This is a genomic window from Pseudomonas sp., from assembly GCF_049300855.1.
Lineage (GTDB): Bacteria > Pseudomonadota > Gammaproteobacteria > Pseudomonadales > Pseudomonadaceae > Aquipseudomonas.
The window spans coordinates 93,242-118,700 of the sequence record NZ_JBAQKH010000028.1 but is presented as its reverse complement, the minus strand read 5'-3'; the positions used below and the strand labels follow the sequence as shown (position 1 = coordinate 118,700).

Annotated in this window: 29 protein-coding genes and 1 tRNA gene; 13 read left to right on the top strand and 17 right to left on the bottom strand. The window is 58.7% G+C overall.

Annotation, left to right across the window (positions count from 1 at the left end; translation table 11 throughout):
- Positions 1 to 25 precede the first annotated feature (25 nt).
- From WA225_RS14640 to WA225_RS14610, 7 genes are all read left to right on the top strand, one after another.
- The gene (locus tag WA225_RS14640) at positions 26 to 718 is read left to right on the top strand and encodes a pseudouridine synthase (RefSeq protein WP_422608445.1); all 693 of its coding nucleotides are present in this window, start codon (positions 26 to 28) and stop codon (positions 716 to 718) included.
- A 316-nt stretch (positions 719 to 1,034) separates the two neighbouring features.
- The gene (locus WA225_RS14635; RefSeq protein WP_064119706.1) at positions 1,035 to 1,919 is read left to right on the top strand and encodes an alpha/beta fold hydrolase; all 885 of its coding nucleotides are present in this window, start codon (positions 1,035 to 1,037) and stop codon (positions 1,917 to 1,919) included.
- 158 nt (positions 1,920 to 2,077) lie between these two features.
- Positions 2,078 to 2,151, top strand: a tRNA-Gly gene (locus tag WA225_RS14630).
- A 279-nt stretch (positions 2,152 to 2,430) separates the two neighbouring features.
- The gene (locus WA225_RS14625; protein ID WP_242204587.1) at positions 2,431 to 2,610 is read left to right on the top strand and encodes a type II toxin-antitoxin system HicA family toxin; all 180 of its coding nucleotides are present in this window, start codon (positions 2,431 to 2,433) and stop codon (positions 2,608 to 2,610) included.
- Positions 2,611 to 2,646: 36 nt separating this feature from the next.
- Complete coding sequence (locus WA225_RS14620; RefSeq protein WP_137218087.1) at positions 2,647 to 3,054, top strand: type II toxin-antitoxin system HicB family antitoxin; 408 nt, start codon at positions 2,647 to 2,649, stop codon at positions 3,052 to 3,054.
- Positions 3,055 to 3,198: 144 nt separating this feature from the next.
- Positions 3,199 to 3,516, top strand: a complete 318-nt coding sequence (locus WA225_RS14615; RefSeq protein WP_242204589.1) for a helix-turn-helix domain-containing protein — start codon at positions 3,199 to 3,201, stop codon at positions 3,514 to 3,516.
- A complete protein-coding gene (locus WA225_RS14610) occupies positions 3,509 to 4,768 on the top strand; it encodes a type II toxin-antitoxin system HipA family toxin (protein ID WP_422608444.1) in 1,260 nt (419 codons plus the stop codon). Before WA225_RS14615 ends, WA225_RS14610 begins: the two co-directional genes overlap by 8 nt.
- Before the next feature lie 76 nt (positions 4,769 to 4,844).
- Here the strand turns inward: WA225_RS14610 and WA225_RS14605 are convergent, their stop codons facing one another.
- A complete protein-coding gene (locus WA225_RS14605) occupies positions 4,845 to 5,207 on the bottom strand; it encodes a DUF6124 family protein (RefSeq protein WP_331695026.1) in 363 nt (120 codons plus the stop codon).
- Positions 5,208 to 5,779: 572 nt separating this feature from the next.
- Here WA225_RS14605 and WA225_RS14600 point away from each other — a divergent pair.
- Positions 5,780 to 6,508 carry a class I SAM-dependent methyltransferase gene (locus tag WA225_RS14600; RefSeq protein WP_422608443.1) on the top strand — a complete coding sequence of 243 codons (729 nt, stop codon included), beginning with the start codon at positions 5,780 to 5,782 and terminating at the stop codon, positions 6,506 to 6,508.
- 166 nt (positions 6,509 to 6,674) lie between these two features.
- On the opposite strand, the gene tam is transcribed toward WA225_RS14600, so the two are convergent.
- On the bottom strand, positions 6,675 to 7,445 hold the full coding sequence (gene tam / locus WA225_RS14595) for a trans-aconitate 2-methyltransferase (protein WP_422608442.1): 771 nt from the start codon (positions 7,443 to 7,445) through the stop codon (positions 6,675 to 6,677).
- A 164-nt stretch (positions 7,446 to 7,609) separates the two neighbouring features.
- Here tam and WA225_RS14590 point away from each other — a divergent pair, with 164 nt between their 5' ends.
- Complete coding sequence (locus tag WA225_RS14590) at positions 7,610 to 8,020, top strand: low affinity iron permease family protein (protein ID WP_064119712.1); 411 nt, start codon at positions 7,610 to 7,612, stop codon at positions 8,018 to 8,020.
- Positions 8,021 to 8,063: 43 nt separating this feature from the next.
- Here WA225_RS14590 and WA225_RS14585 read toward each other — a convergent pair whose 3' ends face one another.
- The 8 genes from WA225_RS14585 to WA225_RS14550 form a co-directional block, all read right to left on the bottom strand.
- Complete coding sequence (locus WA225_RS14585) at positions 8,064 to 8,567, bottom strand: DUF4142 domain-containing protein (RefSeq protein WP_422608441.1); 504 nt, start codon at positions 8,565 to 8,567, stop codon at positions 8,064 to 8,066.
- Between the two features lie 76 nt (positions 8,568 to 8,643).
- Positions 8,644 to 8,799 carry a KGG domain-containing protein gene (locus tag WA225_RS14580; protein ID WP_422608440.1) on the bottom strand — a complete coding sequence of 52 codons (156 nt, stop codon included), beginning with the start codon at positions 8,797 to 8,799 and terminating at the stop codon, positions 8,644 to 8,646.
- Positions 8,800 to 8,916: 117 nt separating this feature from the next.
- Positions 8,917 to 10,266, bottom strand: coding sequence for a diguanylate cyclase domain-containing protein (locus tag WA225_RS14575; protein WP_422608439.1), 1,350 nt, complete (start codon positions 10,264 to 10,266; stop codon positions 8,917 to 8,919).
- Between the two features lie 79 nt (positions 10,267 to 10,345).
- On the bottom strand, positions 10,346 to 10,984 hold the full coding sequence (locus WA225_RS14570) for a LysE family translocator (protein WP_034153111.1): 639 nt from the start codon (positions 10,982 to 10,984) through the stop codon (positions 10,346 to 10,348).
- Between the two features lie 60 nt (positions 10,985 to 11,044).
- Positions 11,045 to 11,461, bottom strand: coding sequence for a fosfomycin resistance glutathione transferase (gene fos / locus WA225_RS14565; RefSeq protein ID WP_422608438.1), 417 nt, complete (start codon positions 11,459 to 11,461; stop codon positions 11,045 to 11,047).
- Positions 11,462 to 11,465: 4 nt separating this feature from the next.
- The gene (locus WA225_RS14560) at positions 11,466 to 12,182 is read right to left on the bottom strand and encodes a hypothetical protein (protein WP_422608437.1); all 717 of its coding nucleotides are present in this window, start codon (positions 12,180 to 12,182) and stop codon (positions 11,466 to 11,468) included.
- Between the two features lie 37 nt (positions 12,183 to 12,219).
- Positions 12,220 to 12,954, bottom strand: a complete 735-nt coding sequence (locus tag WA225_RS14555) for a hypothetical protein (protein WP_422608436.1) — start codon at positions 12,952 to 12,954, stop codon at positions 12,220 to 12,222.
- A 21-nt stretch (positions 12,955 to 12,975) separates the two neighbouring features.
- On the bottom strand, positions 12,976 to 13,887 hold the full coding sequence (locus WA225_RS14550) for a LysR substrate-binding domain-containing protein (protein WP_422608435.1): 912 nt from the start codon (positions 13,885 to 13,887) through the stop codon (positions 12,976 to 12,978).
- A 78-nt stretch (positions 13,888 to 13,965) separates the two neighbouring features.
- Between WA225_RS14550 and WA225_RS14545 the strand changes: the two genes are divergently transcribed.
- A complete protein-coding gene (locus WA225_RS14545) occupies positions 13,966 to 14,454 on the top strand; it encodes a DMT family transporter (RefSeq protein WP_422608434.1) in 489 nt (162 codons plus the stop codon).
- A 114-nt stretch (positions 14,455 to 14,568) separates the two neighbouring features.
- On the opposite strand, the gene WA225_RS14540 is transcribed toward WA225_RS14545, so the two are convergent.
- The 5 genes from WA225_RS14540 to WA225_RS14520 all read right to left on the bottom strand — a co-directional run bounded on the left by WA225_RS14540 (position 14,569) and on the right by WA225_RS14520 (position 20,714).
- Positions 14,569 to 15,900, bottom strand: a complete 1,332-nt coding sequence (locus WA225_RS14540) for an MFS transporter (protein ID WP_422608433.1) — start codon at positions 15,898 to 15,900, stop codon at positions 14,569 to 14,571.
- A gap of 185 nt (positions 15,901 to 16,085) precedes the next feature.
- Positions 16,086 to 17,012, bottom strand: a complete 927-nt coding sequence (locus WA225_RS14535) for a hydroxymethylglutaryl-CoA lyase (RefSeq protein WP_422608432.1) — start codon at positions 17,010 to 17,012, stop codon at positions 16,086 to 16,088.
- Positions 17,009 to 18,202 carry a CaiB/BaiF CoA transferase family protein gene (locus WA225_RS14530; RefSeq protein ID WP_422608431.1) on the bottom strand — a complete coding sequence of 398 codons (1,194 nt, stop codon included), beginning with the start codon at positions 18,200 to 18,202 and terminating at the stop codon, positions 17,009 to 17,011. Before WA225_RS14530 ends, WA225_RS14535 begins: the two co-directional genes overlap by 4 nt.
- Before the next feature lie 257 nt (positions 18,203 to 18,459).
- Entirely contained in the window at positions 18,460 to 19,362 is a 903-nt protein-coding gene (locus WA225_RS14525) for a LysR family transcriptional regulator (RefSeq protein ID WP_422608430.1), read from the bottom strand.
- A gap of 83 nt (positions 19,363 to 19,445) precedes the next feature.
- Positions 19,446 to 20,714 carry a hypothetical protein gene (locus tag WA225_RS14520; protein ID WP_422608429.1) on the bottom strand — a complete coding sequence of 423 codons (1,269 nt, stop codon included), beginning with the start codon at positions 20,712 to 20,714 and terminating at the stop codon, positions 19,446 to 19,448.
- Positions 20,715 to 20,924: 210 nt separating this feature from the next.
- On the opposite strand from WA225_RS14520, the gene WA225_RS14515 reads away from it, so the two are divergent.
- A complete protein-coding gene (locus WA225_RS14515) occupies positions 20,925 to 21,569 on the top strand; it encodes a hypothetical protein (protein WP_422608428.1) in 645 nt (214 codons plus the stop codon).
- A 24-nt stretch (positions 21,570 to 21,593) separates the two neighbouring features.
- Here the strand turns inward: WA225_RS14515 and yiaY are convergent, their stop codons facing one another.
- On the bottom strand, positions 21,594 to 22,742 hold the full coding sequence (gene yiaY / locus WA225_RS14510; RefSeq protein WP_422608427.1) for an L-threonine dehydrogenase: 1,149 nt from the start codon (positions 22,740 to 22,742) through the stop codon (positions 21,594 to 21,596).
- 155 nt (positions 22,743 to 22,897) lie between these two features.
- On the opposite strand from yiaY, the gene WA225_RS14505 reads away from it, so the two are divergent.
- Positions 22,898 to 23,917 (top strand): DUF4917 family protein, encoded by a 1,020-nt coding sequence (locus tag WA225_RS14505; protein WP_422608426.1) that lies wholly within the window; start codon positions 22,898 to 22,900, stop codon positions 23,915 to 23,917.
- A 99-nt stretch (positions 23,918 to 24,016) separates the two neighbouring features.
- Here the strand turns inward: WA225_RS14505 and WA225_RS14500 are convergent, their stop codons facing one another.
- Positions 24,017 to 24,559, bottom strand: coding sequence for a helix-turn-helix domain-containing protein (locus WA225_RS14500; protein ID WP_422608425.1), 543 nt, complete (start codon positions 24,557 to 24,559; stop codon positions 24,017 to 24,019).
- 106 nt (positions 24,560 to 24,665) lie between these two features.
- Here WA225_RS14500 and WA225_RS14495 point away from each other — a divergent pair, with 106 nt between their 5' ends.
- On the top strand, positions 24,666 to 25,448 hold the full coding sequence (locus WA225_RS14495) for an aldolase (protein WP_007911518.1): 783 nt from the start codon (positions 24,666 to 24,668) through the stop codon (positions 25,446 to 25,448).
- Positions 25,449 to 25,459: the final 11 nt, after the last annotated feature.

The following is a 25,459-nucleotide window of genomic DNA, read 5'->3' as shown; positions in this document are numbered from 1 at the left end:
CCCCTTCATTCATCGAACACTGAACATGCGTGTCGACCGTTTCCTCAGCAACCTGCCCCGCTACAACCGTCAGCAGGTTCGCCTGTTGCTGGTGGAAAAGCGCGTGCGGATCGACGGAAAAGTCGTCAGCGACCCGCACAGCGAAGTGTTGGAGTTCAGTCGCGTCGAAGTCGATGACGAAGTCCTGCAAAGTGGCAAACCAACACGCTATTTCATGCTGCACAAACCGCCAGGCTGCGTCAGCGCCACCCGCGATCCGCAACACCCGACGGTGCTCGACCTGATCGATGAGCCGGACAAGGACGACCTGCATATCGCCGGGCGCCTGGACTTCAACACCACCGGCCTGATGCTGATCACCAACGACGGCGCATGGTCGCGCCGCCTGACCCAACCGCAGACCAAACTGCCGAAGGTCTACTACGTCGAGACCGAGCAGGAGATTGGCGCGCAATATGCGAGCACCTTTGCCGAGGGGATCTACTTCGCTTTCGAGGATCTGACCACGCAACCGGCAAAGCTGGAACTACTGGGGCCACGGTCGGCGCGGTTGAGCATCGTCGAGGGGCGCTACCATCAGGTGAAACGCATGTTTGGGTTCTTCAATAACAAAGTCCTGCGCCTGCACCGCGAATCGATGGGCCCGCTGCTGCTCGATAACGCGCTAAAACCGGGCGAGTACCGCGCTTTGCGCACCGAAGAGATCCAATTGTTCTAAGCCCGCGACCGCTCAGCAGAAGTTGTCGAACAATTTACCAACGGCACTTGCGCGATGCCGACTCCCCTGCTTGAATCAGGACGTCGGCCAAATTGTGACCGATGAGTCACAACATACCTCTAAGAAACTTTTTGCCGGTCGTCAGCCCTTTGGGTTGCGCCTCAGCCGGCAGACTGCCCGCCAATAACAACACCCGTCGACCGCAGTCATGGATCGACATGGGCCAAGCAAATTCCAGGCGTATGCCTACCTGTCACAAAGCTCGTGCAATCTCTATTTGCGCGCATACCCGCTTGCTTGCCAGGAGTCTTATGACATGAGGCCAGAAATCGCTGTGCTGGATATACAGGGTCAGTATCGGGTTTACACGGAGTTCTATCGCGCAGACGCCGCAGAAAAGACCATCATCCTGGTCAACGGCTCGATGGCCACGACTGCGTCGTTTGCACAGACTGTGAAAAACCTGCACCCGCAGTTCAACGTGGTCTGCTACGACCAGCCCTACGCGGGCCGGTCAAAAGCCCACAACCGCCACGAGAAACATCTGACCAAGGACGTCGAAGGGCAGATTCTGCTCGAGCTGATCGACCACTTCGCCGCCGAACACGTGCTGTCGTTCTCCTGGGGCGGCGCCGCGACCCTGGTCGCCCTCGCCCACCAGCCACGGCGCATTGAACGAGCGGTGATCAGCTCGTTCTCGCCGGTCATCAACGCGCACATGCTCGATTACCTCGAACGCGGCGTCGACTACCTCGGCCAGCGCGACGGCGACCGCGTCGGCCATCTGGTCAACAACACCATCGGCAAACACCTGCCGTCACTGTTCAAACGCTTCAACTATCGTCACGTCAGCAGCCTGGCCGAGCACGAATACGGGCAGATGCATTTCCACATCAGCGACGTGCTGCACAGCGATCGTCAGTGCTATTTGAATGCGGCGAAGAAGATCAACGTGCCAGTGCTGTTTCTAAACGGCGAATGGGACGAATACACCGCTGCCGAAGACGCACGCCTGTTCGGCAACCACGTCGCGCAGAGCACCTTCACCACACTGCAAGCCACCGGGCATTTCCTCGACATGGAACACAAGGCCGCGTGCCGCGACAGCCAGAACGCCCTGCTCGGCTTTCTGAAACCGGCGCAGCAGACCAGCCGAACGCGTTACTCGTTTGTTCAGGATCAACATGCATTGGCTATTTGAAAGAGTGTCTTCGCGTGCGGGACTGCGGGGCTGGGATTTTGCTTTACGCACCGCAGTGCTCGCCCGCGATTGACCGTTTTCAGTGATTCAAAGCGTTCATGAGTAAAAGAAAAACTTCAAATCCTTGGCCGAGTCTGGTACAAAGTCAGCCGCTCTGAGCGGGTATAGTTTAATGGTAGAACAGTAGCTTCCCAAGCTTCCGACGAGGGTTCGATTCCCTCTACCCGCTCCACTCGAATATTAGTCTCACGTTGTGTTTTTTGACGGGGGATGCAGGAACAGAAAAAACCGGCCTTGATGGCCGGTTTTTTTGTGCCTGAAAAAATCCGATGCTGCATTTCGAAACAATGCAAAAACCTGCAACACACTCTGAATCCCTGCGCTGCCTCCCTATCTAGACTGATTCACACCGCTGAGCCGAATGACGGACGATGACCACTTGGTGGTTATAGTGTTGATCGCAAAAACCAAGTAGGTATAGTACCCACCAAGCACACCACAAGGAGGTGTTGTGAATAGCCGTTTTTTAATCGGCCAACTCGTCGCAGACGGTTGGTATTTAGTGCGAGTCAGAGGCAGCCACCATCACTTCAAACACCCGGTCAAGCCTGGACTGGTCACTGTGCCGCATCCGAAGAAAGATCTGTTGAAGAAAACGGCCATCAGTATTTTGCAACAAGCGCTGCTCTGACTTGTTCAGGTCATCGGCGCGATGGAGGAAACGAATATGCTCTACCCGATTGCGATTTCAATAGGTGATGAGGAACACGCCTGGGGCGTGGAGGTGCCGGACATTCCGGGCTGCTTTTCAGCTGGCGATGATCTGGATGATGCCGTCGCCATGGCTCGCGAAGCCATCGAGGGACATTTCGAAATTTTGGCTGAGGACGGTGCGCCGATCCCGGCTGCGAGCAAACTGGGCGTGAACGTCGCTAATCCGAAGTACGCAGGATGTGCATGGGCCGTGGTCGATATAGATGTCGTGAAGTACTTGGGTAAAGCCCAGAAACTCAACATCACGTTGCCGGGGCATTTGCTTAACCGCATTGACGAATATGTGTTGCACCACCCGGAAGAAAAAAGCCGCTCCGGCTTTCTGGCGTCGGCGGCTCTGAAAGTTTTGCAGCAGGGTTGAAACTTGTCGCGTCAACCTGTGCTGACCTCCTCCTACCCATTAAACCTAATTACATTTTCCTGTGAGTTAAATGATATTTTTAGGCTTAATCCACAGTATATTGCGTACTGATAATCAAAACTGAACGCCGACGGTACACACGACATGCTGGATTTAAGCCTCACCACCGCAAGCGAGATCGTCAACCGGATTTGCCAACGCCTGCGCACAGAACGATTGGCTTTGGAGATGACACAGGCAGACGTGGCCGCTCGCGCGGGCATTGCGACGAATACGGTGTCAAACCTTGAAGCCGGTCGTAATGTGAGTTTCGACAACATGGTGCGAGTGGCGATGGTTCTCGGACGCGAAAAGGAACTCGAAGGGTTGTTTCTGCCAAGGCTCGAAACTCTGGACGATATCATTCGCTACGAAAAAACGGCCAAGCGTCATCGCATCAAAAGGAAAGTCGACAATGCTTGAACGAGTTGACGTCTACTACGAGGGCTGGGGTGAACGTTGGCGGTGGGGCACACTTGCTTCGACGAAAGCCCTGACCGGTCGCCCGCAGGTCATGTTTGAGTACAGCGATGAGGCAAAAAACAGAGGGCTGGAACTCTCGTCCTTGAGGCTTCCATTACAGGGAGCCAGGTTAAACCGGGATTTCCCGTCACATCAGTTGGGACTGCCTGGGCCGGTTTATGACTCGCTGCCAGATGGCTGGGGCATGTTGCTGATGGACCGATTGTTCAAACGTCGAGGCCTCAACCCCGCGCGTGTAGGCCCCTTGGAGCGGCTAGCCTACATTGGCAACAATGCCATGGGGGCCATGTCGTTTGAACCTGTTGCACCCGAGGCGCTGGAACCGCAAATGCATGTTCCCATCGAGTTGCTCGCCTCCGAAGTGCAGGAAGTACTCAAAGGTAAAGGTGGAGAGCTTCTTCAGAAGCTGCTACTGGTCGGAGGTTCTCCACAGGGCGCCCGACCAAAAGCGCTGGTATATCGCGATCCGCACACTGACGCCTTCACTACGGTTGCCACTCCCGGTTTCGAAGCCTGGTTGGTGAAATTTCCGGCTCAGCAAGAACATCCCGAGGTGTGCGCCATCGAAATGGTCTATGCCGAATGTTTACGCTTGTGCGGTATCCAAACTCCTGACACTCGTTATTTCAGCCTGTCTGAGGGAATGGCCGCTTTTGCCAGCAAACGCTTTGACCGACAAAACGACTTGCGGGTGCCCATGCAGAGTCTTGCAGCCTTTACCGGTGCGGATTTCAGATCCCCCGGGGCGCTGGACTACGTCAACTTCCTGCGTGCGACTCATAAGTGCAGCAATGACGTACGAGAGAAAGCCGCAGCATTTGAGCGGGTCGTCTTCAATGTCGCATTCAACAACCGAGACGACCATCCGAAGAACTTTGCTTACATCATGTCGCCTGGCGGAGACTGGAAATTAGCGCCGGCCTATGACGTCACTTTCTGCGAGGGGCCGGGAGGCTATCACCAGATGGACGTGATGGGTGAAGCCTTGGAAATTGGAAGAGAAAACCTGCTCAACCTTGCAGTGGAGGCTGAAGTAAACGCCGCTACGGCCGCCGACATCATTGACAGATTTTGCGAGGTAGCTAGCCGATTCTCAGCCATGGCTGAAAGTTTGTATCCGGGTGTGATCACCCAGGAAACCTTGCGCACCATTCAACAACGTATCGACCAAAACATCGGTCTACTTGCCTGAGTTCGTGCTGCCAACTAGCAGTCTCGAGAAACCGGCACTCATTGGCCGGTTTCTTTGGCGTCTTAAAGCGATCGGGTTAACCCGCTGGCACGACCTTATCCAGGGCCTGATTCACCGCCAACTCCCCCAACATGACGACCTGCGCGATGCCGAGTGCGGTCTTGCGGTGTGAGGTGTCGAGCAGCGCGGCGAAGTTGTTGAGCATGGTGGTAGCCGAGCCGAGTGTTTCGCTGGCGTTGGCCAGCAGGGATTCGGTGTCGTATTTCGGGTTGGCGAGGTACATCGGTTCGGGTTCGTGGGTGGAACCCATGATTCTGGCCGTGGGGCTGAGATAGTGGTCGAGGGCGCGTTCGGCGGCTTCGTGGAATTTCTTTGAGTTGGGTGATTCGTAGGGGGATGCCGGATCGGTTTCCGGCGGATTGGGCGTTACTTTGAACATTGGATTGAGACCTTTTAGTAAGGCCGCAACCGATCTCGCTACTAAACGGATGGGTGGCAGCTGTGCGCAAGTTAGTAGACCGGACCCCAATCCAAATCCGGCGCACCCGAGGGCGCCATGCGCACAGCCACCATCAGGTGCAAGCATTCGCCTGACTGAGTGGTACTCATGCAGCTATTTAGATTGAGGATGCCGGGCTACTAAACCCGATCACTGGAAATCAGTGATGCGAACCAAGTTACCGACCGCCTTCCAAGCGCACAAGCCGGCGGATTCTGGCTTAGCGGTAGGCAACGGCGCAAGGATTTGTAGGCTTCAGGACGTAACACCGAACGCTTATAAACACTTGCCACCGAATGCGTTTAAGCAGCCAAAAACCTTGCAGCATTTTCTGACATTACAGATCCACAACACTCCATCGATTTTCACCTTCGTCTCGACCGACTAGCATTTCCCTATCAGCCACCACCCTCCCCCTGCGCGGCCATCGACGAATACGCGCCATCACTTTCGAGGGATTCCAATCGCGGCCAATTTGCCGCTGACGATCGAACTCAAAAGAGCACTTCACCATGACGCAAAACATTTACGACGATCCCGAATTCTTTCAAGGCTACAGCCAGATGAACCGCTCCATCGGCGGCCTCGACGCGGCGCCGGAGTGGCCGGCGCTCAAGGCGCTGTTGCCCTCCATGCACGGCCTGAACGTGGTGGATCTGGGCTGCGGTTATGGCTGGTTCAGCCGTTGGGCCATTGAGAATGGTGCGACGAGCGTACTGGGGCTGGATGTCTCGGAGAAGATGCTGGAGCGGGCGCGGGAGACCACGAAGGCGGCGAATATTCGCTATGAGCGTGCCGATCTGGAACAACTCGATCTGTCCGCCTGTAGTTTTGATCTGGCTTACAGCTCACTGGCGCTGCATTACATCAAGGATTTGCCGGGGCTGTTTGCTCACCTGTACGCGGCACTGAAACCGGGTTCGCTCTTTGTCTTTTCCATTGAGCATCCGATCTTTATGGCACCGCGTAATCCGGGTTGGTTGATTGACGCTGAAGGTAACAAGCGTTGGCCGCTGGACAGTTATCAGTTGGAGGGTGAGCGGGTTACGAACTGGTTGGCCGAGGGTGTGATCAAGCAGCATCGTACGGTCGGGACGTTGCTCAATTCGTTGATTGATGCGGGATTCACGATTCGTCATGTCAATGAATGGGGGCCGAGCGATGCTGAAGTGGCGGCGCAACCGGCGCTGGCGGAAGAGCGGGAGCGGCCGATGATGATGTTGGTGGCGGTGCAGCGCTGAGCTTAAAGCCCCTCACCCTAACCCTCTCCCAGAGGGAGAGGGGACTGACCGCGGTGCAGGTAAGAGCTACGCCGACGTGCAAAATCCAGCCGAACTCAGGTTTGGAAACAACACAACTCGGCTCCCTCTCCCTCGGGAGAGGGCTGGGTGAGGGGACCAATTTATTTCAGCGCGTCGCGACGATAAACAACCTGGGAAATGGCAGCAGTACCGAGCCATCCGCCAATGCCGGATAAGCCTTCTCAACCTCCGCCAGATACCGCTCCAGGTACTGCGCCTTTTCCGCTTCGGTCAGCGGATTCAAAAACGGAATCAACCCGCTGCCCTTGAACCACTCCACCACCCCCGCCGCCCCGCCTGACAGCTGATGGTGATAGGTGGTGCGCCACACATCGACCCGCGCGCAGTGTGGCCGCAGCATCGAGAAGTAATCGCTGGCACTCGCCATGTCGGTACGCTGCCCCGCAGCGCCTGAAAGCTTGCTCGCCCACGGACCATTCGCGGCGACTTCACGCATCAAACGGTGGGAGGGCTCATTGAGGTTATCCGGCATCTGGATCGCCAGACTGCCACCGGCCGACAACTTGCGGGCCAATGTCGGCAGCAATGAAGCGTGATCCGGCACCCACTGCAGCACGGCGTTGGCGAAGATCACATCGAAGGGGCCTGCATCCGCCCATTGATCAATCTCGGCCACATCGAACTGCAACTGCGGCAAGCGCTCGCGAGCCGCGTCGATCATGTCTGCCGAGCTGTCCAGCCCGCTGACCTTCGCCCCGGAAAAACGCTGCACCAGCAGCTCCGTCGAGTTACCGGGGCCACAACCGATATCAACCACTGTCCTCGCTTCAGGCGTGGGAATCGCCGCCAGCAAATCGCGGGCCGGACGGGTGCGTTCATCTTCGAAAGCGACGTATTGTTTGGCGGACCAACTCATTGCGTTCTCCTGTCGGGACATTTTGGCGGTTCGTCACGATACCGCGATCTGGCGCGCATGCCTCCCCTACCAACGTCCGGTGACGTCAGCGGATTTGTAATTAGAATTTTCCACCAGCCGCAGATGTCTGAATTTCAAGACTCTTCCCAATAAGGAACACCGCTATGAAATTCGCAAAAATCTCCCAGAAGCTCGCGATGGTGGCCGGTAGTCCGAAGACCTTCATGGGCGCGTTGATCCTGATCGGGTTGTGGGGTTTGAGCGGGCCGATCTTTCATTACAACGATACCTGGCAACTGATCATCAACACCTCGACCACGATCATCACGTTCCTGATGGTGTTCCTGATCCAGAACACGCAGAACCGCGATACCGACATTCTGCATTTGAAGATCGATGAATTGTTGTTGGTGACCAAAGAGGCGCAGAACGCGATGCTTGGGCTGGAGGCGCTGGATTTGAAGCAGTTGGAGGCGCTGCGCAGGCACTACCGCTCTTTGGGCGAGGGTGAGGTTTTCAATCTTGAGGGGCTGGGCGAGAAGAGCAAGCCGAAGCAGGATTTGAATGAGTGCTGAAATGCAAAAGACCGCCGCCGACGGCAGCGGTCTTTTGATCTGATTAGCGACTGGCCTGTAACTGGCGGGCCATTTCGAGGTGGATTTGCAGTTTTGGCAGTGTCTCGTCGGCGAAGGCTTTGATCTCCGGCACGTCGGTGGTCTGCGCTTCCTGCTGAATCTGCTCGATGGCCTCTTCGGTGGCTTTGACCTGACTCGCGGCATAGGCCTGATCGAAGGAGGCGCCATCGGTCACTTGTGGCATCAATTCCTTGGCCTTGTCGGCCAGTTCTTCACGGGGCGCGACCGGCAGGTCGAGCTTCTTGGCGATTTTCGCCAGGTGCTGGTTGGCCGTCGTGCGGTCGTTGATGACGACGATGGTGTAGTCCTTGACCTCTTTCGATTCGGCCTTGCTATGAGCCAGACGACTGGCCTCGATGTCGGCCATGCCTTTGGCCGAAGCATCGTTGATGAAATCGGCGGGCGACTGGGCAAAAGCACTGCTGGCACACAGACCCAACAGCGATGCAAAACTCATGGTGCGTATACGGGTGGCCATTCGGCTCATGGTCGCGCCCTCCTTACTTGCAAAATTCAAGCGGGAGCTGACGCCCCCGCCTCTCAATCAAAACAACCTTCACCGACTACTTCGATTTCTGAGCAGGCTTGCGGCCCATCTCTGGTTTTGACTCTTTGTCGACAGTCGTTGTGGTGGTTTTCCCACCTTTGCGACCTGCTTCAGAGGCCTTCGTTCGATCGTTGGCGAAGTTTCCCGAGTTCGAGTTTCTTGAGTTAGGCATGATTCTCTACCTCTTGGTAATGATCGTGGCGAGCCGGTGCCCGCCTATGATTGAGAATTTTTTGCCCGGCAAAGGTTTAGAAAAGTTGCAGTTGCTGCGACGAACGGCGCCGACTTATCAGCTGTTGAGCGCGTGATGGTTCAGGCGTTTAGCGGCGTACATCGCCTGATCGGCATGGCGAAACAGTTGCTGCTCCTCCCTGCCATGCTCTGGGTAGCGGGCAACGCCGATGCTCGGTTCGATGCGCAGGTTGTGGCCATCGAGGCGCATCGGTTGCACCAGTACCTGTCGAATTTTTTCCGCCACGCCGTCAGCATCTTCCGAAACCTGCACGCTGTGCAGCAGCACGACAAATTCATCGCCGCCAATTCGGGCCACGGTGTCGGTTTCCCGCACGCAGCCCTTGAGGCGGTTGGCCACGGTTTGCAGAAGCATGTCACCGACAGCGTGACCAAAGGTGTCGTTGACCTGTTTGAAGCGATCCAGATCGACATACAACAAGGCCATGTGCCCGGATTGCTCGCGAGCGCCGGCCAACGCGGCTTTCAAGCGATCACGCAGCAATTCACGATTGGGCAGTTGCGTCAGTTGATCGTATTGCGCCATGCGTCGCAGCCGGGCGTGCAGTTGCTGGCGCTCGATGGCGGTGGCGACCTGGGCGCAGACGTATTGCAGCAATTCCTTGTCCTGCTCGGTGTAGCGCTCGCCGCCGGGCAGACTTTTGACGATCAACGCACCGATGATGCCGTTTTTCGAGTTCAACGGTACGCCGAGCCAGCAAGGCGAGTTCTGTCCCGTCACCAGTTCGGCGAAATCGGCTGGGGAATCAGGACTGTCTGGCGTCAGAAGAATCGGCTGGCCGCTACGGATAACTTCCGTGCACAGGCGTCCGGTGACGGTACCCGGTTGCTCGGGCTGCAATTCGTGATCGTCGACGTGATAGGGGAAATTCAGTTGTGCGCAGTGCTCGTCGTACAACGCCACGGAGAAATTCATCGCCGGTAACCATTCGCCGATGATCAGATGAATACGCTTGAACAGCGCCAGCAGATCTTCGGCCGCATGGGCCGCTTCGGAAATCGCGTACAGCGCTGCCTGGCGCGATTCGGCCTGTTTGCGCTCGGTGATGTCGCGCGCCACGGCGATGCGCAGTTGATCGACTTCCGACCAGCGCGCCGACCAGAGGATATGCACGACGCTGCCGTCCTTGCGCAGGTAACGGTTTTCGAAGTTGAGTTTGGGCTCGCCGCCCATGATCTCGTTGGCGGCGGCGAGGGTGCGCTGGCGATCCGCCGGGTGCACCAGCTCGATCATTTGCCGGCCGATCAACTCTTCAGGCGAATAACCGAAAACACGCTCACAAGCGGCACTGACAAAAACAAAGCGACCCTGCTTGTCGACCGCGCAGACGGCGTCCAGCAACAGATCGATAAAACTCGCCAACGGCGCGGAATTTCGGCTTTCCATGGTTCAGCGTAAGTGTCCGGGCAATGCAGCACTGATCAACCGTCCCTGACCTCTTGATTGCGCATCCCTGCACTCACCTTCAAGCCTTGTTCGGCATCAGACCCGGTAGCGCATGCACCAGCGCGTTGATGGCAAAACCGATAAACATCACGCCGCACAAGCGGGTGATAAGTAACTCATGACGCTGATACAGCGTGCGTACCCGTTGCGCGCCGACCACACCAATCAGAATAGCGTAGGCCAGCAGGCCACCGAGGAAACTCAGGGCAATCAGCGCCGGCAGCATCGACCAGTTGAGCAGCTCGGCGCGGCTCGACAGCAATGCAGTGAAGGTCGCAACAGCCACCGGATAAGCCTTGGGATTGGTCAGACCGAACAGAATGCCGTGCCAGAACGGCTTGCGCGCCGCGCCTTGCGGTTCGTCGCCGTTGCGACGCTGGGCCCGCACGGCGCGCCAGCCGAGCCAGAACAGGTACAACCCACTGAGCACACCGAGCACATCAAACGCGGTGCTGCCGATTTCCCGGGCGCCGACAATCGCGATCAGCGCCGTGCTGCACCAGACCACATCACCGAGCAGGTGTCCGCAAAGGAACCCTGCTCCGGCCCGTCGCCCATGCGCTGCGCCGATGCCGAACACCGCCAGCACACCCGGCCCGGGCGTGATGCCATAAATGAAACCCGAGGCCAGCACGGCCATTAGCAACGATGGAGTCATGGAAAACCTGCAAGCGCCAGAACACGTGGCCGCCAGTCTATAACAGACAAATGTGTCTGATCATGACTCGTCGTAAAAACGCATGCCGGCGTACGGTTTTTGCCGACACGCTGCCAGTCGTGAAGCGAGATCGCCGACATGAGCTTCGAGCTTGTGGCCGTCGGGATCGAGAAAGTAGAACGACGCACCTTCGCTGCGGTTATCGCGCCATTCCTGCGCATTCGCCGCTTTTAGCCTTGCAACGAATGTGGAGAAATCGGCTGCATTGAGGCTGAAAGCGTAATGGGTGTAATCGGCGCACGGTTCGCTTGAGCGCAGCGGATCAAGCGACAGACACAACCACAGTCCCGGCAGCGACAGGTAAGCGCCGGCGTCCCACGAGGCTTCGACGCGCAACTGCAGCACATCGCGATAGAACGCCAGGCTGCGCTGCACATCGCTGACCGCGAGGGTCAGGTGATTGAGGCCGGTGAGCATCGGGTCAGTAACCTCTGAGGTCTTCGGGGACGACGTATTGCTGGCCGTCGTAGGTCAGGGTGATCTGTTTCTGCTTCAGGCGAGTGGTATTGGAAACGCACTCTTTACCCGACTGGGTGTTTTTCATTTTGCTGCCGCTGGTAGTGACGATCAAATCGGCCAGACCATGATGACTGGAAGAGCCAATCTCGACAGTTCGGCGAATGGTCTTCGTATAGCCTTCACAATCATTCATAAACTCGCCATTGCTCTTGGCAACCACCAAGCCCTCCAGCACCGGACGCAACTCATTGCCTTCGCGAACATACAGCGCCAGATCGGTTTTCTCGTAGGGAATGGCGTGGGAACTGTGCGCGAACTTTGAACGCAGTCCGAAAGCCCGAACTTCCGGCGCCAGTCGATAACGGGCGGTGTCGATGCGCAGATCCTCAAAGCGCACGGCATCGGAGTTGTAAGCACCCGGTTTACGGTAAGTGGCGATGGGGTTGTAAGTGCTGGCGTTGACGATCGACAGATCCAGATCGAACACCCCGGCATCATCGCCGCCGGCGTCGGCAAGGTAGGTGGATTTGACTGCGATCGCCTGATTCTGCAAGGCTGGCCAGATTTTGCAGCGCGACATGGTTTTGCCGTCGAAGTCTTTGGTCTGGCAGGCGGCCAGGGCTTGAGGAGCGAGGGTCAGAATACTGAAGGCTATAAGGAGTCTGGTGGGCGTGAGCATTGTTCTTCCTTGATAAGAGTCGTGTTAAGCAGGCCGGTTAAAGGCCTTTGAAGCCTTGCGGCAAGACGTAAGACTTTCCGTCATAACGCAATGTTGTGAGAACGGGCGGGTAACGGGTGATTTTATCTTCACAAGCCTCTGCGTCGCCCACGCTGCTTGTGCCGGTTTGCTGAGTCTTGACGATCAGATCCGCGTAACCATTGGAGCTTGTTTTGGCGACTTCCACCGTTCTGGTAATTTCGCTGCGTTCACCTTCGCAAACATCATTCCACTCGCCGCTGTATTGGGAGACCAGCAACTGGCTCAGGACTGGACGCAACGTTGCTCCCTCTCTCACGTAAAGCGAGAGTTGAACCTCTTCCAAAGGATTGAGACGGGATGCATTGGTGACACGGGCACGCACACCGAAGGCACGGAAATCGGCAGCAACTTTGTAGCGTGCAGTATCGAGTGCCAGTTCCACCAAGGCTACGCCGTCAGTTTCGAAAGCAGCGGCTTGATGATAAGTGGCAAGAGGAACTGATCGTCCATCCTGCAATACAGACAAATCAACATCGTAAAAGCCGTGCGAGTTTCCCTCGACATAATCGGGAGCGCGCTCGAACCTGGCGGTGGCGCCGAGGGTCTGCCCGGGATAGGCCGGCCAATCCTTGCAAACCGAAAAATCCAGATCCCCCGACACTACCGGCGGCGTGCAATCGGCAAACGCCTGCCCTGCCAGCAACCAACCGCACAATGCGGCACACCCGATCCAGCCAGACTTCACTGTCACTTCCCGCTCCTTGATAACGTTTCAGCCGCGCACTATCCCCTCCTCAATCGTCCGATTCAACCAGTTCAACGCCTGATCGCCACCCCGCCGCTTGTGCCACGCCAGTACAAACGTGAATGGCGGTATTTCGAACGGCGGCGGCACCACGATCAGTTCGCGTTGATCAATCTCGCGCACGCTGCGCGAAGACACCGTAAGAATCAGATCCGTGCCACTGATGAACTGCGGCGCGACGTTCCAGTGCGGCAGGCTGATCGCCACGCGGCGACGTTCGCGCAGAGACGTCAGTGCGCGCTCGATTTCCGGTGTGCCACTGCCGCGCATCTCCAGCAGAACGTGCGGACGAGACAGGTAGGTCGGCAAGTCCAGCACACCGCTGGCCGGCAGCGTCTGGCGATCCAGCAGGCAGACGTAGCGTTCTTCAAACAGCACCGAGCTGCGCAGTTCGTGGGGCATGTCCGGGAAGACGCCGGCGGCGATGTCGATATCGCCATTGAGCACGCCTTCCAGCATGCCTTCGCGGCTGGCATGGCTGATTTGCAGGTCGATGCCCGGTGCTTGCCGGCGCAGGGTGCGAATCAGCGTAGGCAGAATGATCGCTGCGCCGTAGTCCGACATCGCCACGCGAAAGGTCCGACGTGCACTGGCCGGATCAAAGGTGTTCGGCGCCAGCAGCGATTGCACCTGGGCCAGCGCTTCGGTCAACGGCGCGACCAGTTCCAGCGCTCGTGCGGTGGGCACAAGGCTTGAGCCGGCGCGCACCAGCAGCGGATCGCCAAGCAGATCGCGCAAGCGCGCCAGCGCATGGCTGACCGCCGGTTGACTGAGGTGCAAACGCTCAGCGGCGCGGGTGACGTGTTGCTCGCTGAGCAAGGCGTCGAGGATCACCAGCAGGTTGAGGTCGATGCGACGTAGATCATTCATCTGGTGCATGTTCTGGATGACGAAACGGAATTTAAATCTGCGTGGCGAATACTCTAGAGTCCAGCAAAACCTGTTGGAGTGTTGAACATGAGTACGTGGCAGTGGGCTGGTTTGTTGATGCTGGCCGCGTTCGCCGGGGCGGTGGTGCCGTTTCAGAGTGCGATCAACAGCAATCTGGCGCGTGGGCTGGGACATCCGTTGTGGGCGACATTGGCGTCGTTGCTGGTCAGCGTGTTGGTGCTGTTGCCGGTGATTATGGCGTTGCGTTTGCCGTTGCCGTCGTTGGCGTTTATCAGCAAGGCGCCATTGTGGATGTGGGCCGGGGGTGCGTTTGGCGTGTGTTTTGTGGCGTTGGCGGTAGTGTTGTTGCCCAAGCTTGGCGCTTCAGGGTTTGTCGCGCTGGCGTTGGCTGGGCAGGTGATTGCGTCGATGGTGCTGGATCACTTCGGGTTGTTCGGGCTGGTTGAGAAACAACTGACGGTATCGCGGGTGTCGGGCGCGCTGTTATTGATTGCCGGGGTGGTGTTGATTCAGTTTGGCGGGGCGTTTGATAGGAGTGTCGTGACTGCTGGGTAATCCCGTTATTTATTCAGCGTCTGGAGGTCAGTCTTCGCGAGCAGGCTCGCTCCCACAGGGGAATGCATTTCAACTGTGGGAGCGAGCTTGCTCGCGAAGGTGTCAGAGCTGATATCAATATTTGTCGAGCGTACGCAATTTCTGCGGCAAACCCCACAGCAACAGTGCCGCCGCGATCAACGCCGCCACGCCAATGACATACAGCGCCGGCGTAGTGCTGCCCGTCAGATCCTTGATCCGCCCGACCATCACCGGGCTGACGATCCCGCCAAATTGACCAAGGGTGTTGATCACCGCAATCCCGCCCGCCGCACCCGCGCCAGCACCGGCGAGCAATTTCGGTGGCAAGGTCCAGAAGCTCGGAATCGAAGCGATGATCCCGGCGCCGAGCAAGCCAAGCGCAACGATCAAAAACGTGGTGTGACTGGCGAAAATCCCCGCACTGAAAAAGCCGATCGCACCGACGACGACCAGCCCGGCGACAAACTTGCGCCGCTCACCAGTGGCATCCGACAAACGCCCGATCACCACCATGCTGATCGCCCCGCAAATGTACGGAATGGCCGTCAGCAGACCGATCATCACCGGACTCTCGGTGCCGGCGCTGCGGATCAGCTGCGGCGCCCAGAAGTTCAAGCCGTAGGACGCGACCTGGATCAGAAAGTAGATCAGCCCCAAGGTCAGGAAACCCGGAATCTTCAACGCCGCGAGCAACGAACCACCGCTCTTGTGCGGCTCATGCTGGGCGATGCGGCTGGAGAGCAATTTCTTCTCGTCAGCCGTCAGCCAGTGCGCATCCTCGATGCGATCCTTGAGCAGCATCAGCACCAGAAAACCGAGGCCGATGCACGGCACGCCGCCAAGCAGGAACAACCAGTGCCAGCCGCGCATTTGCAGCACGCCGTCGAGGTGCTCCAGCACCAGCCCGGAAAACGGCGCGCCGACCAGACCGGCAAACGCCGAGGCAAGAAACAGCATTGAGGTGATGCGGCCACGGAAGTGCTGCGGGAACCACAGCGTCAGGTAATACAGCACGCCCGGGGCAAAACCGGCTTCCATTGCGCCAATCACAAAGCGCAGCGCATAGAACTGCCATTCGCTGTTGACGAACACCATCGCCGCTGTCGCCACACCCCACGACATCATGATCCGCGCGATCCAGCGGCGTGCGCCGACCTTGTACAGCATCATGTTGCTCGGCACTTCGAACAGCACGTAACCGACCACGAACAACCCGGCGCCGAGGCCATAAGCGGTGTCGCTCAAGCTCAAATCGGTCTGCAACTGGAACTTGGCGAAACTGATGTTGATGCGGTCGAAGAAGGCGAACAGGTAGCAGACCATGATCAGTGGCATCAGGCGCCAGGCGACCTTGCTGACCAAGGCTTTTTCGGCGTCGTGATCGACGGACGGACGCGCGCCCGCCTCCATTACATTGAGGCTCATAGCTTTTCTCCAGGCGGACTGCCGGTGGGCGTCCGATTGTTTTTGTTGTCTGGTCATAACGCTCACTGTGGAGCGCTTTTCTGTGGGAGCTGGCTTGCCAGCGATGGCGTGAGATCAGTCGAAATCCACGTTGGATGTGACGCCCTCATCGCGGGCAAGCCCGTTCCCACGGGGAATAGCGGTGTTCAGGTGGGAATTGGGTGCAGGTCGCAGTTGCGCCCGGCCTTGGCCAGTTGGCCGGGCACTTCGTGGCCCAACAGATCCGGCAAGCTGCGCGAGAGTTGCAACAACAGCGGCAAATCAATGCCGGTGTGGATGCCGATCTCAGCGCACAGATTCACCAGATCTTCCGTGCAGATATTGCCTGACGCCCCCGGCGCAAACGGGCAACCACCGAGGCCGCCAAGCGCCGCGTCGAAACGCCGGGCACCGGCCTCATAAGCCGCCAGTACATTGCACAATCCCAGACCACGGGTGTTGTGGAAATGCAGGGTCAGATCCGCCGGCGAAACCCGCTGCAGCACCCGCCGCACCAAGCGATCCACTTGACGCGGATTGGCCATGCCGGTGGTGTCGGCAAGGGTGATGCCGGCAATACCGAGCTCCTGATAAGCGTCGACAATCTGCAGCACGCGATCCTCGTCGATCTTGCCTTCGAACGGACAACCGAACGTCGTCGCAATGCTGCCATTGAGGCGCACGCCCGAACCGCTGGCGAACGCGACAATCTCGCCAAACGCCGCCAGCGAATCCTCGCAGCGCATGCGCATGTTGGCCATGTTGTGTGTCTGGCTGGCGGACATCACCAGATTCAGTTCATCGGCACCCGCCACCAATGCACGCTGCGCACCTTTGAGGTTGGGAATCAGCGCGACATAAATAACACTCGGCTGTCGCTGAATACCGGTGAAGACTTGCTCGCCATCACGCAGTGCCGGAATGGCTTTCGGTGAGACGAACGAGCCGGCTTCGATGCGGCTGAAACCGGCCAGCGACAGTTGATCGATCAGCGCGATCTTGTCAGCGGTTTCCACCCACGTCTGCTCGATCTGCAAGCCGTCGCGCGGTGAGACTTCCTGGACGATCAGGGTTTGCGAATAGTCGGTGATCATTGCACCACCCCTTGGCTTTTCAAGCGTTCGATGTCGAGTTCAGTCAGGCCGAGGCCGGCGAGAATGCCGTCGGTGTGTTGGCCAAGTGACGGCCCCGACCAGTTCACGCCGCCGGGGGTTTCCGAGAGCTTCGGCACGATGCCGGGCATCTTCACCGTGGCGCCGCCGGGCAGTTGCGCGTTGAGCAACATGTCCCGCGCCTGATAATGCGGATCGGCAACGATGTCGGCCACCGAATAGATGCGCCCAGCGGGCACTTCAGCGGCTTCGAGCGCGGCGAGCACGTCGTCGATCGGCAGGCTGCTGGTCCAGTGAGTGATGGCGGCGTCGAGCAAACCGCTCTTGGCCGCGCGCCCATCGTTGTGAGCGAACTCTTCTGCTTCAGCCAGATCGTCGCGCCCGACGATGTGCATCAACCGTTTGTAAATCGGGTCACTGTTGCCGGCGATCACCACGTAAGCGCCATCGGCCGTGAGGTAGGTGTTGGACGGCGCAATGCCCGGCAACGCACCACCGCTGCGCTCACGAACATGCCCGAGCAGGTCGTATTCCGGCACCAGGCTTTCCATGACGTTGAACACGCTTTCGGCCAGTGACACGTCGACCACTTGCCCGCCGCCCTGCCCGGTCTTGACCCGCAGCAGCGCCATCAGCGCGCCGATCACCGCATGCAGCGAGGCCAGCGAATCACCAAGGCTGACGCCGACCCGTGCCGGTGGCGAACCGGGGGTGCCGGTGGTGTAACGAATGCCGCCCATGGCCTCGCCGATCGCGCCGAAACCCGGACGATCGCGGTACGGGCCGGTCTGGCCGTAACCGGAGATGCGCACGAGAGTGAGATTGGGGTTCAGCGCGTGGAGCACGTCCCAGCCCAGGCCTAGTTTTTCCAGCGCGCCGGGGCGCAGGTTTTCGATGATCACGTCGGCATCGCTGGCCAGTTGTTTGACCAGTTCGATGCCTTCGGCAGATTTCAGGTTGAGCGCCAGGGATTTCTTGTTGCGTGATTGCAGGTACCACCACAGCGACGTGCCTTCGTGCAGCTTGCGCCATTTGCGCAGTGGGTCGCCCTGACCCATGGCTTCGATCTTGATCACCTCGGCGCCGAACTCGGCGAGCATGCGCGCGGCAAACGGCGCGGCGATCAGGGTGCCGATCTCGATCACTTTGATCGCACTCAAGGGAGCAGTCATCGCGGGGTACCTCTTGTTCTTGGAATATGCGCCAAGGCTAGAGGAACGATGATCGGGCAATCCAGCCGTCTCTCGGCAATGGGCGTTCGCCAAATGCGAACGCTCAAAGTTGATGTGGTGAGTTCGAGGCCGCCTTCGCGAGCAAGCTCGCTCCCACAGGGATTGAGGTCAGCCGCAAAATCTGAATGCACAGTAAAAACTGTGGGAGCGAGCTTGCTCGCGAAGAGGCCGGAACATTCACTGGAGATCTATGCGCCCTACCCGCGCAAATGCTCAAACAACAACCGACTCACCGGCGACAACTGCGCCTCGTCACGCACCACCACAATCAACGCGCGATCCGACCAGTCATCCGTCAACGGCACCGCGTGCAACCCCAATGCCTGACCAAACAGTTCATAGGCACGCTGCGGCAAAATGCCGATGCCCATGTTGGCCTGGACCATCCGGCACACCGCATCGAACCCCGGCACATGAATGCGGATACGCAGGACTTTGCCAGCCTGCCGCGCCGCCGCGTGGGTGCGCATGTTGATCGAACTGGCGGCGTGCAAACCGACGTAATCGCTGTCCAGGGTTTCGGCGAACGCCACGGCCGCACGCGCCGCCAAAGGATGTTCGGGCAACATCACGACGACCAGTTTGTCCTCGCGGTACAACACGCTGTGCAGGCCTTTGGTGTCGCTGTCGTTGGAGCAAATCCCGAGATCAGCTACGCCATCGAGCACGCCCTGAATCACCCCGGCGCTGGGCCGCTCTTCAAGGTCGGTCTTGACCTGCGGATGCTGCGCGGAGAAGTCGCGCAGGTCTTCGGGCAGGAACTGAATGATCGCCGAGAGGTTCGCCAACATGCGCACATAACCGCGCACACCGTGGCTGTGCTCGCCGAGCTCCAGGCCCATTTTCTCGACGTTGAAGAGCATCTGCCGCGCATGGTGCAGCAGTGTTTCCCCGGCCGGCGTCAGCGTCATGCCCTTGGCCTGACGCACGAACAGGCTGATCCCGAGCGCCTCTTCCAACTCCATCAGCCGTTTGCTCGCCGCCGACACCGCGATGGCTTCACGCGCGGCGGCACGGGTCAGCGTGCCCTCTTCGTGCACGGCGACAAACAGTTGCAGGGTGATCAGGTCGAGGCGGCGGATCAGGCTTTTTTGCAGCATGGAGGGCTCGCTGACTGGGGTTCGTCCGAGTCGGCAGGATAGCCCGGATTTCAATCACCTCGACACCTGTGAATACCCCGCCGTCAGTCCGTCGCTGTCAACAATCGCACCAGTTGAGCCGCTTCATTGCTCTGCCCCAGCACCAGCACCGACGAACCCTGCAGACAGGCATCCTGCGCAATCCACTCGATAGCGGCCGCGCCTTCGACATCAAATGCCGGATCCACGGCGCCATCGACCAAAAAGCCCCCGGTCAGCAACTGTCGTTGCCCCGCCGAGGTCTGCCCGAGCGTGACGATTCGCGGGCCGGGAAAATCATCCAGCGCAAACCCGGCGCTCCAGCCTTTCAGATCCAGTGACTGCGTTGCGACAGTGATGACTGGCGCGCCGCCGTTGAACGCGGGATCAAAGCCACCGACGCGGGTGATCCCGCTGATAAACCCGTGCTGACGTTTCTCCCCGGCCGACGACTCGACGGCGGATCCGATCAACAACAAGCGTTGCGCCGATTGCACAACGATGCGATTCACCGAACTCTCGAGCGATGCGCCGCCATGGCGCAAATTCAGCAACAAAGTACCGCCCTGGCCGAACGACCTGGCCACCTCTCCGGCGTTGTCGAAAGCCATGACCAATCCTTGGTTGGTCACTTCGGTCTTGCCATGCAGCAGAATTTCGCCGTCGTACAACGGCGTGACCCCATGCAACGTAATCGCCACATCAGGCAGCGTCAGGTGAATCCAGCCTTTGCCAGCAAACTCGACGTCGTCCTTGCCATCAAGCAAGAACCGCGTCAGTAAGCCGTTCCCCCCTTTGGATGTGACGAAAAGCAATCGATCCGGCGATGCCACCTGAGGTGCGGATTTTGCCAATACCAGGCTGCCGTCAAAGGCATTGGTCAGCGCCGGAATACGCATGGGCACGACTTTGAAACCTGTCTGCTCATCACCGAACTCGGGATCGAGCGAACCGTCAGGCTTGAATCGAGCGATGACCTGTTGGTAACCCGTGGGGGCTTTGTTGATCAGGCCGCACATCCAGATCCGGCCGTGCATATCGACGATCAATCTGCCGCCCTGTGAAAACACGCCATTGCCGAATTGCTCCCAACGGTAGCCGGCATTGCCAAACGTCGGGTCTGGATTGCCATCGGCATCGAGCCGTGCCAATCCGTAATACGCATGGCCCGATGCAACGATAACGGTCGCGCTGACCATGATCTGTCCCGACGGCGTCGTCGCCACACCTTCGCCAATGGTCTTGCTTGCTCCGGGAAATTTCAGCGTTCGCAGACCAAAGGAACTGTCCAGCTCTCCCGCTGACTGCGCTTCAGATGCTCTGGATGTCGGCATAGTCGTGTGCTCCTCAAGCGGGCGGGGTCGCCCCTCGTTGTCAGAGCATTCGATCCCAGGCAGCCACAGCAGACAACTGACAGAAATGACAGCTTTTTAGAACAAAGAGCAATAACCCGCCAATCGATCAGGTCTAAAAGACTGGTAGTTCTTACAGGTTCGAAATACACAAACCCATGTCAGTCTTTTGCTCCAAATCAGCAGGCGGACATGAACGTGACCAAAAACAACAAGACCCACCGGGCAACGCAAGCGCCCCTCGAACCGTGGCCCGCACCGTACGTGACCTATCCCGCAGCCGGAGAAATCTGCAAACCCTCAACACTTCTGCTCGGCAGCGGTATCCCCGGCGCCGATGTCGAGGTCTGGAGTAGCGACGAAACCCAATTGCACGGCAAGGGCAAAATCAACAAAAACGGGCGCTGGGCGTTCAGTGTCAGTGGTGATCTGGAGCACGGACCACAGGTGATCAAGGCCCGCCAGACCTATAGGGAAACGGTGTCAGTCTGGAGTAACGATCGTTCGTTCGACGTCGATCTGCAATCGGGGCTCGACGTACCGGCGATAGCTGAACCGCGAGAGGGCAAGGTGCTGGATAAAGCGGTGATCATCAAAGGCGACGTACAACACCCCGCAGGCATGGTCGACATCATCGACCTGGACAAGGACCTCTGGATTGCTTACGCATTGGTCAACCCGCAAGGCAAATGGGCCACAGAAAAACCCGTAAGGTTTTCTGTCGGCGAGCATCGAATTTCGGCCATCCACCGTGCCGATGGCAAAAAATCAGACTGGGCGCGCGTTCGGACATTTACAGTGATCGGGGCACGCAAGACGGGCAAACAGACCGGTTAAAGCTGTTCGCCCATCCTCCTGTTTTCAAAACGCGTTGCGAAAGATTTCCTCGATCTGGCGTTGATCCGCCGCCCGAGGATTGGTCAAACCGCAAGCGTCTTTCAGGGCGTTGGTTGCAAGGATCGGGATGTCGCTGAGCTTGGCGCCGAGTTCACGCAGTCCGCCGGGAATCTCGACGTCTTTGGCCAGACAACGGATCGCACTGATCGCCGCTTGTGCCCCCTCCTCCGGGCTGAAGCCGCGAATGTCGGCACCCATGGCGTGGGCGACATCGGTCAGCCGCTCGGCACAGACCAGCGCGTTGAAGGTCTGCACATGCGGCAGCAGCACGGCGTTGCACACGCCATGGGGCAAGTCGTAGAAACCACCCAATTGATGCGCCATGGCATGCACGTAACCGAGCGAAGCATTGTTGAAGGCCATGCCGGCGAGGAACTGCGCGTACGCCATGTTTTCCCGTGCGGCGAGGTCGCTGCCGTCGCGCACGGCCAGGCGCAGGTTGTTGCTGATCAGGGTCATCGCCTTCAGCGCACAAGCATCGGTGATCGGGTTGGCCGCAGTCGACACGTACGCTTCGATGGCGTGAGTCAGCGCGTCCATGCCGGTGGCGGCGGTCAGACCTTTGGGCATGGCGACCATCAGGGCGGGGTCGTTGACCGACAGCAGCGGCGTGACGTTGCGGTCGACGATGGCCATTTTCACGTGGCGCGATTCGTCGGTGATGATGCAAAAACGGGTCATCTCGCTGGCGGTGCCGGCGGTGGTGTTGATGGCGATCAGCGGCAGTTGCGGCTTGCTCGATTGATCGACACCTTCGTAATCAGCGATCTGCCCACCGTTGGTCGCGCACAGGGCGATGCCTTTGGCGCAGTCGTGGGGCGAACCGCCACCGAGGGACACGACGAAATCGCAGCGACTTTCCTTGAGCAGACCCAGGCCCGACTCGACGTTGGCGATGCTCGGGTTGGGTTTGGCGCCGTCGAAGATCATCGAATCGATGTCCTGCATAGCCAGTTTCTCGGCGATCATCGTGGCCACGCCAGCCTTGGCCAGCCCGGCGTCGGTGACGATCAGCGCCTTGTGAAAACCGTAGTTGCGGATCGCGACCATGGCTTCGTCGAGGCAGCCGCTGCCCATGATGTTGACCGCCGGAATGAAAAAGGTACTGCTCATCGTGCGTCTCCTGACTGGGGCCGAATCGACTGCGCCGATCCGGCGGATGCACACAGGATCGACCGATCGGTCACGGCGGATGTTGATCTGGCTCAATGCCCGCTCGTGATAAAGTCGCCGCCCATCAGCCCCTTTGTTTTGAGACCGCCTACGCAATGACCGATTTTCTCGATGTCGACGCCACCCTCGAAGACTGGAACGCCCTGCGCGCCGCGACCGACTTCAGTGGCTTGCTGGTGGGCAACGGTGCCAGCCGCGCGGTCTGGGATGACTTCGGCTACGACTCGCTGTTCGAAAACGCCCGCACCGTGGAAGAGAAACCGCTGAGTCCGTCGGAACTGGCGGTGTTCGACGCCATGCAAACGCGCAGCTTCGAGCAGGTGCTCGGCGCGCTGAAAACCACCAGCCGGGTCAACAAGGCGCTGGCCGTAAGCTCCGCCGCGCCGCGCAACCGTTACTACGCGATCAAGGAAGCGCTGATCAACACCGTGCACGCGGTGCACATTCCGTGGCGGCTGATCGAGCCTGCGACGCTGACGGTGTTGAATGAGGAACTGGCGCGCTATCGCACGGTGTTCACCACCAATTACGACCTGCTCAACTACTGGGCACTGCAACACAACAGCGAAGCGATCGATGACCTGTTCAACGGTCCGAATGCCAGTTTCGACCTGAGCGAAAGCACCACCGACAAACCGCGTTTGCTGTACCTGCACGGGGGTCTGCACCTGGTGCGTAATCAGGACGGCACTGCACGCAAACTGACCTCGACCGAGGGCACACTGCTCGGCAGTTTTGCGATCAACAACACGCTCAAGACGCTGGACGACGTGCCGCTGTTCGTCACCGAAGGGCCGAGTGCGGACAAGCTCAAGACCATCCGCAGTTCGGATTATCTGTCGTTCTGTTATCAGCAGTTGCTCGGGCATGGCGGCAGTTTGTGCATCTTTGGCCATGCCTTGGGCGAGCAGGATGCGCACATCGTGCGGGCGCTGCGCCTGGCGAAACCGGCAACGGTGGCGATCTCGATTTATCCGCGCAGTGCGGCGTTTGTTCAGCATCAGAAGCGCCATTACGCGCAGGTGTTCGAGGGCACCGGGGTTGCGTTGCGGTTTTTTGATGCGAAGACGCATGCGCTGGGCAGTCCGAAGTTGTCGGTGCCGGTCGAGGTTTGATGTAAACCGGTCTGACGCCTTCGCGAGCAAGCTCGCTCCCACATTGGAACGCGGACTACTGTGGGAGCGAGCTTGCTCGCGAAGCTTTTAGCAGACACCTCATTCTTCGGCGCTGTGCACCACCACCAGCAACTGCGCCTGCACATCGCCCACTGATCTGATCCGGTGCGGCTTTTGCGCATTGAAGTGCAGTGCATCACCGCGCTCCAGCAGCACCTTCTCGTTCATGAAATCCACTTCGACCTGCCCTTCGTGGACGAACAGAAACTCCTCGCCCAAATGCTCCTTGAAGGTTTTGTCAGTGAACTCGCTGGGCGGGTAGATGATGAACGGCAGCAGGTTACGCTCGCTGACCTGATGCGCCAGCACCGCATACCCCGGGCTCTGATCATTCGCCGCCAGTGACTGCCGTTCGTGGCTGCGCACCAGGCTGTAGCTGTCGAGGCTGACGTTGTCTTCGGAGAACAATTCCTCGACCTTCACGTTCAGCGCTTTCGCCAGTTTCAACGCAGCGGCAATCGACGGCGTGTTGAGCCCGCGTTCGACCTTGGACAGATAACTCTTGGTCATGCCGGATTTTTCGGCCAATGCCTCAAGCGTTACCCCGAGTTTTTTTCTCAATAATTTCAAACGGATAGACATGCGCAGCGGTTATTCCATGGAGGAAGCGACGATTTGTGCTTGCCAATGACACTTTGTGTCATATAGCCTCTTTCGTGTCATTTGCAATCACCCAAAGGACACAGACATGGCCAAGACATTAGCACTACCCAAAGACCAACTGGTCAAGCAAGCGCTGACCCAGATGCAAAAAAGCCTGGCGGATAATACGTGGACGGACCGGCAAAAGCTGGCCCTGACCTGCCGGATTCTGTTCGAGAACGGCCACGACTCCGGTCTGGCCGGACAAATCACCGCCCGTGGCCCGCAGCCCGGCACTTATTACACTCAGCAACTGGGCCTGGGTTTCGATGAAATCACCGCGAGCAACCTGCTGCTGGTCAACGAAGATCTGGAAGTCCTCGAAGGTCACGGCATGGCCAATCCGGCCAACCGTTTCCACAGCTGGGTGTACCGCGCCCGGCCGGATGTGAACTGCATCATCCACACTCACCCGACCCACGTGGCAGCGCTGTCGATGCTCGAAGTGCCGCTGCAGATTTCCCACATGGACCTGTGTCCGCTGTACGACGACTGCGCGTTTCTCGAGGGCTGGCCGGGCGTGCCGGTGGGCAACGAAGAAGGTGAACTGATTGCCGGCGCGCTGGGCGACAAACGCGCGATCCTGCTTTCGCACCACGGTCAGCTGTCGACCGGTACGACCATTGAAGAAGCATGCGTCATCGCCCAACTGATCGAACGCGCGGCCAAGCTGCAACTGCTGGCGATGGCCGCCGGCACGATCAAGCCGATCATCCCGGAGCTGGGTCGCGAGGCGCATGACTGGATCGCCAAGCCGAAACGCCACGCCGCGGCCTTCAACTACTACGCCCGGCAGAACCTGCGTCAACACGCCGATTGCCTGAACTGAACCCTGTTACG